The following is an 8,553-nucleotide window of genomic DNA, read 5'->3' as shown; positions in this document are numbered from 1 at the left end:
CAGGCGCCTGATGAAGGCCATGGGCCTGCAGGGCATTATCCGCGGCAAGCCGCATCGCACGACCTACAGCGACAAGGCGGCGCCGTGCCCGCTCGACCATGTGAACCGCAACTTCAAGGCCCCGGCGCCGAACCGGCTCTGGGTCAGCGATTTCACCTATGTCTCGACCTGGGCAGGGTTTGTCTATGTCGCCTTCGTCATCGATGTGTTCGCCCGCCGCATTGTCGGCTGGCGGGTCAGCCGGACAGCGCATGCGGACTTCGTGCTTGATGCCCTTGAACAGGCCTTGCATGACCGGCGGCCCTGCTCTGGAAGTGGTCTTGTCCATCATTCAGATCGTGGCAGCCAGTATGTCAGTATACGGTATACGGAGCGTCTGGCCGAGGCAGGTCTTGAGCCGTCGGTGGGCAGTGTTGGTGACAGCTATGACAACGCTTTGGCGGAAACCATCAATGGACTCTACAAGGCCGAAGTCATCTGGCGGAAAGGCCCGTGGAAATCCATCGATGCCGTTGAATACGCCACCCTCGAATGGGTCGACTGGTTCAATCACCGCCGCCTGCTCGAGCCAATCGGAAACATCCCACCGGCAGAAGCCGAGGCCAACTACTTTGCAGCGCTGAAGGAAAACGCTATCGCTGCTTGACCCCAACCAAACAGCCTCCGGGGTTACCGGCGCGGTTCACCGCACTCTTTTCGGCTGACGCAGATTGACCTTCTTTCAACGCGTATCGAACGCCTTCGTCGTTGATCGTCATCGTAAAGTCTGCTCGCGCAGTGCCTGCCACAATCGAAAACTCGATGCGGTCCTGGGCGTCATGCGACGAAAGTTCCAGTTCGCAGTCATAAATGGAGTGCTGTTCGCCGTTGATGGTGAAAACCCAGCTATCCTCATCAAGGACAGACATCCCCTCATACCAATCGACTGCGACTGGCGACTTTTGGGGAACCTCCGAGACAAGTTCGGGCTGAATGAGGCGATCAATTATTCCGGCCGTCGAGATCGTCTCATTGAGAAGAGAACGACCAAGGTCGTGGCACCAGTCCATCCAGCGTCCGAAATCGTTGGTACGCTCCTGCGCCCAGATCTTTCCCTTTCGTGAACAGCCGAGCGATACCCTACCATCGTCAGTGAAGCCGACAACCATCAGGTTTGTCTTGCTGCGCGTCCTGTTCCCACTTCGGCTCCGCAATTCATCAGCAATATCGCTGCCTTGATATTGCGAATAGCGGATCTTTCGGCGACGCGTTTCACTCAAGCCCAGCGTGTTCAGCACAGGACGCCGTAAAGGATCGAGCGCCCGAAAGATATCTTCGCCCCGAATTCGTTCGGCATCGTCACCGCATAGAGCCTTGGCCAAATCGTCCAGCCGATCATCATGCGAAGCCGAGACATAGAGCAGGCCGGCCTCCTGATCCCAATGCACCATGAAGAGATCGTAGGTTACATCGGCGATGCCTTTGAAGCGGCTCCATTTCGGTAGATCGGCGCGTTCGGTGATGAAGATTGCCAGCGCATCGTGGTGATTAATGTGTGGACCGTCGACGATCAGCTGTCGGTGATCGAACCTTACAATGCCACCAATTGGATCCCAAGGCGATTGGGTTGTCTTGTAGACAATCGTCCCCAAGGTCGGGCGCAATGTTTCCAAGGGTATCTCTGCATCAATTCCCCCAAAACCCTCGAACACCTCTTCGCGTCGGACGGCACGCTCGGTTGCTTTTGAACCGATCTGATTGATGAGCTTGTTCCAATCCGCATCCTCAGCGAAAAGACTTGCCAAGGGACTGCCTTCATCTCGCGTCACCGCGGCGATAACGGTTGCCTCACCCAGATCGTCGCGAGTGCGCGTGAAGCGACCAACGAACTGCAGCGTCACGGCCTCTGACTTCTTTGGATCATGCAATCCCGCAATCTTGAGCTCAGGCAGATCAAAACCCTCACCGAGCATATCGACACAAACGACGATGCGATGCTCGCCTGCTCGTAACTTCGCGATCGCATCAGCTTGCTCGGAGGCGCTCAAACCGCTGTGCAGAAGGACTGGATTGTATTGAGGCCAACGACGTCGATACTTCTCATGCAACTCTTCCGCTCGGATCCGCTTGTTTCCCCGCGCCATTGCGAGGTGGCGATATCCGTTCGCCTCGTCCGCTTCGAGAGCCTCACCGACTTTCTCAATGATTTGTTCGTCGATATCGTCTCGGTCGAGCCCATCGACGGGCTGATAGTCGATTTTCCTGAAATAGCCCTCCGCTTGAGCCAGTCCTAGCGGGTAAACAAAAATGAACTTGCCATCGACCCGCATTCCATCATTGCGGAACGGTGTTGCTGTGAATTGAACGATTTTGACGTTGCCGAACGCTTCCCTGAATTCGCGCCAAGTTCTCGCAGCCACATGGTGAGCCTCATCGATGAAAAGATGCGACGTACACTCAGCCATTGCCGCTTGAATTTCCGGCGACACACCAGCGGCGATAGACATCGTTGTGACAATGACGTTCGAGATGCCGAACAGACCACGTGCTTCCTCGACACTCGTTGGCCGCTTGCGCAACAACGATACCACTGGGTATTGGGCGCCTTTATCAATCAAGCCGGCTTTAGGCAGTATGCCCAGTTGCTCGAACGCACTTGCAATCTGTGTTCTGAGCGCGTCGCTTGGCACGATCACCAGAATGCACTTTGCCCGTTCTTGAAGACCGGCTGCAATCATCGTCTCCGTCTTACCGGTTCCTGTCGGCATAACGACCGTGGCGATTTTCTCGGACACGGTCCAATGGGCTTGCAAAGCGTGTAAAGCGCCAATTTGAGGCGAGCGGAAACCTGGTTTGATGACCTGATCGCCGTCCGTTTGCTCCTTTGCGAAAGCGACGCCATCACTCCAGCTGGAGCCGATCTCATTGCAAAGCTTCGAGATTTCGTCAGCATCTTTCTTCGGGTTCAGCGGCAAGGGTGCAAGTAGTGTGAGTGGCGCATCAGAGGCCCTGTTGACGAAGGCCTCGACATCAACGGCTGAGGGGCAAACATACACTTTGTCGAACGGAACAGATGAGGTTGTCTTACGCGGAAGAAACAGGATTTCGTTTCCGTCCTGATCTTCACCGACGACACCGACGAGGTGTCGTTGTGAAAACGGTCTTATTTTAAGCCGCCGGGTAATCGCTGGTTCCGCAATTGCTTCAATGCTCGCGCCATACTGCGATCCAAAAACCGCCAGCCTGCGGTCAAACCTGATATCAATCTCAGGCGCGGGCTCCTCCATATCGAAAAGCGTACCACTGTTATCGCCGCTACCCGTCAAACCCCTTTGCCCTTTCTGCTTCTTCATGCTCGAAAGCTTCGGCATACGAACGAACTTGCTCGCTCGATGCCCCTTCTTCACGAAACGCTTCTTTCCATGACCGCGCTAGAATGACTGCGATTTCGGCCGCCCACACCTTACCAGTCTCCAGCGTCACATCGAAGAACTCGCATGCCTCCAGCGCGATTTCGAGCGACGCGTCGAACGACCCGCCCTGCATGATACCGGTCTCCAGCACTCTGTGTCGTGACGGCGAGGGGTTGATGTCGAAAGCCGGTGACAGCCGCCACCGATCTCCGCCAGCATAGATGAAGCCGTGGTTCTTCAGATGGTCGTCCTTGTTGGAGACGAGGATCGTGAAGACGATCCGCCGCCAGAGTTCATGCAAATCGTCGACCGGCTTGCTCGAAATCTGACGGATCACGTCGGCGATGTCCGTGTAGAACCCGCCTTCGTCGCTGTCCCAATCGAGCGCGGTACGCGCCGAAATAAACGGGATCCGCGTGTTGCCGCGGCGATCGAACCGTCGGATCAGCGCGATCGGACTGTCGCTGTCGCGCATCTCGAGTTTTGCTTCGGCGACCCGCAAGCCGCATTTCGCCGCTAGCTTCAGCGTGGCGACTTCGACACGCTCGACCGGTTTGGTGTCCTGGGCGGACGTGAACTTGGCGATCCACAGATGCCCGTCGCCCTCAACGTTGGCCTTGGGACGAGCGCCGCCGAGCGATCCGGCGACACCAGCCAGATCGCGGGCTTCTTCCTCTGCGCCACCGGGATCGCGCTCGAAGCGGTGGGCGAGCATGCGCAGGCGATCCAGTTCGACCAGTCGCGGGATTGGCGGGGTCAGGTCGGACAGTGGTTCCATGTCGTCGCCGAGAAACCGCAACGCGCCCTGTCGGGTGCGGTCGTCGGACAGAACCAGATAGTCGAACTCGCTGAGACCGCCGCCGAGGGCTTTGGTCATGAGCGCGCGTCCCCATGAATCCGGCGCGGCGTCGGAAAAACATCCCGGCAGCGCCGAACGGCGGTCACCGCGGCCCGCACTGAAATGGCCGCCCTCACGAAGAGGCAGGCCGGGAGAGAGCGCGAAGCGGTCAGACGCCGCAAGCCACTCGGCTGCATACTCAAATTGCGAATGCTGGCGGCGGCCGTCAGTCTCGAACCGCAATCGCCCGACAATCCTCTTACCTTCGCCAAGGGCGACGATCGCTTCAGGCATCAGAAACCGACCCCTTCATCATCGTCGCTGGCCGGAAGAGCGGTTTTTTCCTTGCCCGATCCAGCGGGCTTGGCCCCTCGCTTCCGGTCAATCCGCTTAGGCAACGCCTCCCTGTCAAGCAGCAGTCCGGTATCGTCGGAGCCCGGATCGAGGAACTCCGAAATCCGGTCGATCTCGCCGAGCACCAGGCAGGCCATGGCCAGCGTGCCGATGCTGACGCCGTCGTCTCCCTTTTCCAACCGGATGACGGTTCGCTCGGACACACCGACCCGTTCGGCGAATCCCTTCACGGAGATTCGCCGCTTCAAACGAGCGGTCTTGATGTTTGCTCCCAGCGCCTCCAAAGCTCGGCGCGCATTGAGCGAGCTTACCTTAACTGCCATATTCGGCCGCCAATTTCATATAAACTGCCATATATGGCGTTTAGCATACCCATGGTGGCGTTGCAATGGTTGGTTAGTGGCACGCCCGGCACCTTATCCGGAGAGACTCTTGTCCGAAATCTGTAGGTAGATTTCGGACGGGCTTTGGCGTCGGAAGGCATGCCCGTATCTTGAGATCCGTCGGCCGCAGAATTTCCTGAGCTGTGAGGAGCTCGCAGGTTCCTCCGCGCCTGGACCGCGACGGCGCAATGATACAAATCCTCATGCATCAGCATCCAGACTGTGAGGTTTCATATCACGTTGGCAATCTGGTCGGGCGGCCTTCAGTGGCCCGCTGGTCTTGCACGAGGGTAGAATAGTGAGTTGAGGCCCCGTCCGCGGCGTGACGACCCCTCTGCACTTGGCAGCAAAAGCATGGGAACTCTCACAGAGTGGACGAAGCATCGTCCCGCCCGCTCCGATCACTTCACAGTGGGGCTTTCTCCCCCGGCTGATCGGGAACCAACGGGCCGCTGATTGGAAGTGTGGGAAACAACCAAGATGATGGGAAGGGGAAAGCCTTCCCCTGCGGCCGAGCCTGTAGTCTCGGCCGACCCCTTCTGCGGGGAGACCCCGCAACGCCCCCAGAGAGTAAGAGTTCGGCGGCTTTCGCCGTGACGGGTTTGGAGGTCGAGAGAGAGGCTCTCGGCCGGCCCGTCCACGGAGATTGACCCATGACGAACCTTGAAACCCTGGACGGCCGACGCGACGCGAGCGGCGGCTACAAAGTCGATATCTCGCGCGGAGAACGGATCGGCCGCGTCTCCTCGGAATGGTTTTCCCGGCCGGATGACGAGCGCTACCTGTCCCTGTCGGAGCTTTACGCCTCGGTGAAGGGCCGCGCCGAGCGCAGCCGCACGCGGACGGTCGAGAGCGCGGCGATCCGCGTCGAAGCCCATCGCGACGATCCGGAAAACCTGGCGCTCATCCTGCCCGAAGCCGAGGCCCCGGTCGCGCCGACCCATTGGAGCTTCGGCCAGCTTGCAAGCCTCGTCAGCGCGCCGGCGGCCTATCTGCGCCAGCTCCCGGCGCCGCTTGCGGGCATCAACCTGCAATACGGGCTCACCTCGCACCGAGCCGAGCAGATCAAGACGCTGGAAACCGAAGACGGGCGCACGGAACTACGCGCCGTCACCGGCCCGGATTATGGCCGCATCTACGACCACGAACTCGTAGCGGCCGTGCAGAAGATCGCGGGGAACGGAACTGGCGATACGCGCTGGAAAGTGCCCGGCACGCTTGACTGGTCGAGCGGCGTCTACAACCCGATGGTCGACATCACCAAGGATACGACCACGCTCTACGCCTCCGACCGAGACGTCTTCCTCTTCCTGGTCGACGACATGAACCCGATCGAGGCGGGCACGCTGCCCGACGGATCTCCCGATCTCTATTTCCGGGGCTTCTATTGCTGGAACTCGGAGGTCGGCGCGAAGACGCTCGGCATCGCCAGTTTCTATCTGCGCGCCGTCTGCCAGAACCGCAATCTCTGGGGCGTTGAGGACTTCCAGGAAATCAGCATCCGGCATTCCAAATACGCCGCTAATCGCTTCGCGCACGAGGCGGCGCCGGCTCTGACCCGCTTTGCAGATTCCTCGCCACGCCCCTTCATCGAAGGCATTCGAGCAGCGCGCGAGCGGATCGTCGCCCACAGTGACGACGACCGCACCGATTTCCTCCGTAAGCGGGGCTTCTCCAAGGCGGAGACGGCCAGGATCGTCGAAACGGTCTTGGCCGAGGAAGGCCGGCCGCCCGAGTCCGTGTTCGACTTCGTGCAGGGCATCACCGCGGTCGCCCGGTCGAAGCCGCAGCAGGACGCCCGACTCGATATGGAGGGCAAGGCGAAGAAGCTCCTGGAGCGCGCAGCGTAGCTTCAACCGGTGCTCCGCCTTTCCGGTCCGTCGCTTCCTCAAGAGGACGAGGCGGGCCGGGTTCTTCGTGACGGGTTTGGAGGTCGAGAGAGAGGCTTTCGGCCAGCCCGCCCACGGAGAACTGACATGACCAAGTCTCAAAAAATCACCCTCAGCGCCTCGCGCGACATCCCTTTCAACAAGCTGGTGCTGAGCCAGTCCAATGTTCGGCGCATCAAGGCCGGCGTCTCGATCGAGGAGCTCGCCGAGGACATCGCCCGGCGCACGCTCCTGTCCTCGATCACCGTCCGGCCGGTGCTGGACGAGGACGGCGCGGAAACCGGCATGTTCGAGATCCCGGCCGGCGGACGCCGCTACCGGGCGCTCGAACTTCTGGTCAAGCAGAAGCGGCTGAACCGCACAGCGCCCGTGCCCTGCATCGTGCGCACGGACGGCCTCGCTGAAGAAGACAGTCTCGCCGAGAATGTTCAGCGTGCGCCGCTTCATCCGCTCGACCAGTTCCGCGCCTTCCAGGCGATGCGTGAGAAAGGCAGACACGAGGAAGAAATCGCGGCGGCCTTCTTCGTCTCGGCGAATGTCGTCAAGCAGCGGCTTAAGCTCGCCGCTATCGCGCCGTCGCTTCTCGACGCCTACGCCGAGGAGGAACTGACCCTCGACCAGCTCATGGCCTTCACGGTCAATCCCGACCATGAGCGCCAGGAACAGGTCTGGGAGTCGATCAAACGGACTTATGTGAAACAGCCCTATGAAATCCGCCGCATGCTGACCGAAGGCGCCGTGCGCGCCTCCGACCGGCGGGCGCAGTTCGTCGGGCTCGGCGCCTATGAGGCGGCCGGCGGCGCTATCCTTCGCGACCTGTTCCAGTCCGACGATGGCGGATGGCTGCAGGATGCAGGCCTGCTTGCGAAACTTGTCGATGAAAAGCTCGAAACAGAGGCGCAAGCGATCCGCGCCGAGGGCTGGAAATGGATCGAGATCGGCACGGACTTTCCCTACGGCCACACCTACGGTCTACGCCGGATCGTCGGCGAGACCGAGCCGATGAGCGAGGACGAGATCGCGAGCTTCCACGCGCTGAAGGCCGAATACGACAAGCTCGAAGACGAGTACGCCGACGCCGAGGAGTTCCCGGAAGAGATCGACACCCGGCTCGGCGAGATCGAAACGGCGATGGAAGCCTTGCAGGAGCGGCCCGTCCGCTTCGAGCCGGACGAAATCGCCGTGGCCGGCGTCTTCGCCAGCATCGGCCATGACGGCCGCCTGCGTGTCGAACGTGGCTATGTCCGTACCGAGGATGAACCTTCCGGCGAATCCGACGAACAGGACGAGGTCGATGGGATCGACGCGTCTGCCGAGGAGAACGTCGACGACGCTACGCCCCCGGACGCCAGCGACGAGGCGGAAGAGGAAGACGATGGCCTGAAGCCGCTCTCCGACCGCCTCGTCATGGAATTGACGGCGCATCGCACGCTCGCCCTTCGCGACGCGCTCGCCAACGATCCGCAGACGGCGTTCCTCGCCGCCCTGCACGCGATGACGCTCCGGCTCTTCTATCACTATCCGCTGGATAGCTGCGTCGAGATCACGCCGCACAGCGCCGGTTTCGGCGCCCAGGCGCCGGGCCTTGGCGACACGGCTTACGCGCTCAGCATCGACGATCGCACGACGAGCTGGCTAGGGGCGCTGCCGAAAGCGCCTGAGGATCTGTGGGAGGCGCTGGTCGGGTTCGACAACGA

The 8,553-nt window shown here is 60.5% G+C and carries 6 protein-coding genes; 3 read left to right on the top strand and 3 right to left on the bottom strand.

The window, feature by feature from the left end; translation table 11 throughout:
* Nucleotides 1-646 (top strand): IS3 family transposase (locus B8784_RS19750; RefSeq protein ID WP_143435293.1); only part of this gene is annotated, 646 nt, incomplete at its 5' end.
* Here the strand turns inward: B8784_RS19750 and B8784_RS19745 are convergent.
* The 3 genes from B8784_RS19745 to B8784_RS19735 are packed head-to-tail and all read right to left on the bottom strand — an operon-like array spanning nucleotide 633 to nucleotide 4,907.
* Complete coding sequence (locus tag B8784_RS19745) at nucleotides 633-3,332, bottom strand: DEAD/DEAH box helicase (protein WP_158085756.1); 2,700 nt, start codon at nucleotides 3,330-3,332, stop codon at nucleotides 633-635. The two genes, B8784_RS19750 and B8784_RS19745, sit on opposite strands and share 14 nt — an antisense overlap.
* Nucleotides 3,295-4,524, bottom strand: a complete 1,230-nt coding sequence (locus B8784_RS19740) for a type II toxin-antitoxin system HipA family toxin (protein WP_084399815.1) — start codon at nucleotides 4,522-4,524, stop codon at nucleotides 3,295-3,297. Before B8784_RS19740 ends, B8784_RS19745 begins: the two co-directional genes overlap by 38 nt.
* The gene (locus B8784_RS19735; RefSeq protein WP_084399814.1) at nucleotides 4,524-4,907 is read right to left on the bottom strand and encodes a helix-turn-helix transcriptional regulator; all 384 of its coding nucleotides are present in this window, start codon (nucleotides 4,905-4,907) and stop codon (nucleotides 4,524-4,526) included. The genes B8784_RS19740 and B8784_RS19735 overlap by 1 nt, the downstream gene beginning before the upstream one ends.
* Nucleotides 4,908-5,620: 713 nt before the next feature.
* Between B8784_RS19735 and B8784_RS19730 the strand changes: the two genes are divergently transcribed.
* Nucleotides 5,621-6,817: a DUF932 domain-containing protein gene (locus B8784_RS19730; RefSeq protein WP_084399813.1), complete on the top strand. Its 1,197-nt coding sequence runs from the start codon at nucleotides 5,621-5,623 to the stop codon at nucleotides 6,815-6,817.
* Between the two features lie 126 nt (nucleotides 6,818-6,943).
* Nucleotides 6,944-8,553, top strand: a 1,610-nt coding sequence (locus B8784_RS19725) for a ParB/RepB/Spo0J family partition protein (protein WP_084399812.1), incomplete at its 3' end; no start/stop codon positions are given.

Source organism: Henriciella aquimarina (genome assembly GCF_002088975.1).
GTDB classification, from domain to species: Bacteria; Pseudomonadota; Alphaproteobacteria; order Caulobacterales; family Hyphomonadaceae; genus Henriciella; species Henriciella aquimarina.
This window is presented reverse-complemented; position numbering and strand designations above follow the sequence as displayed.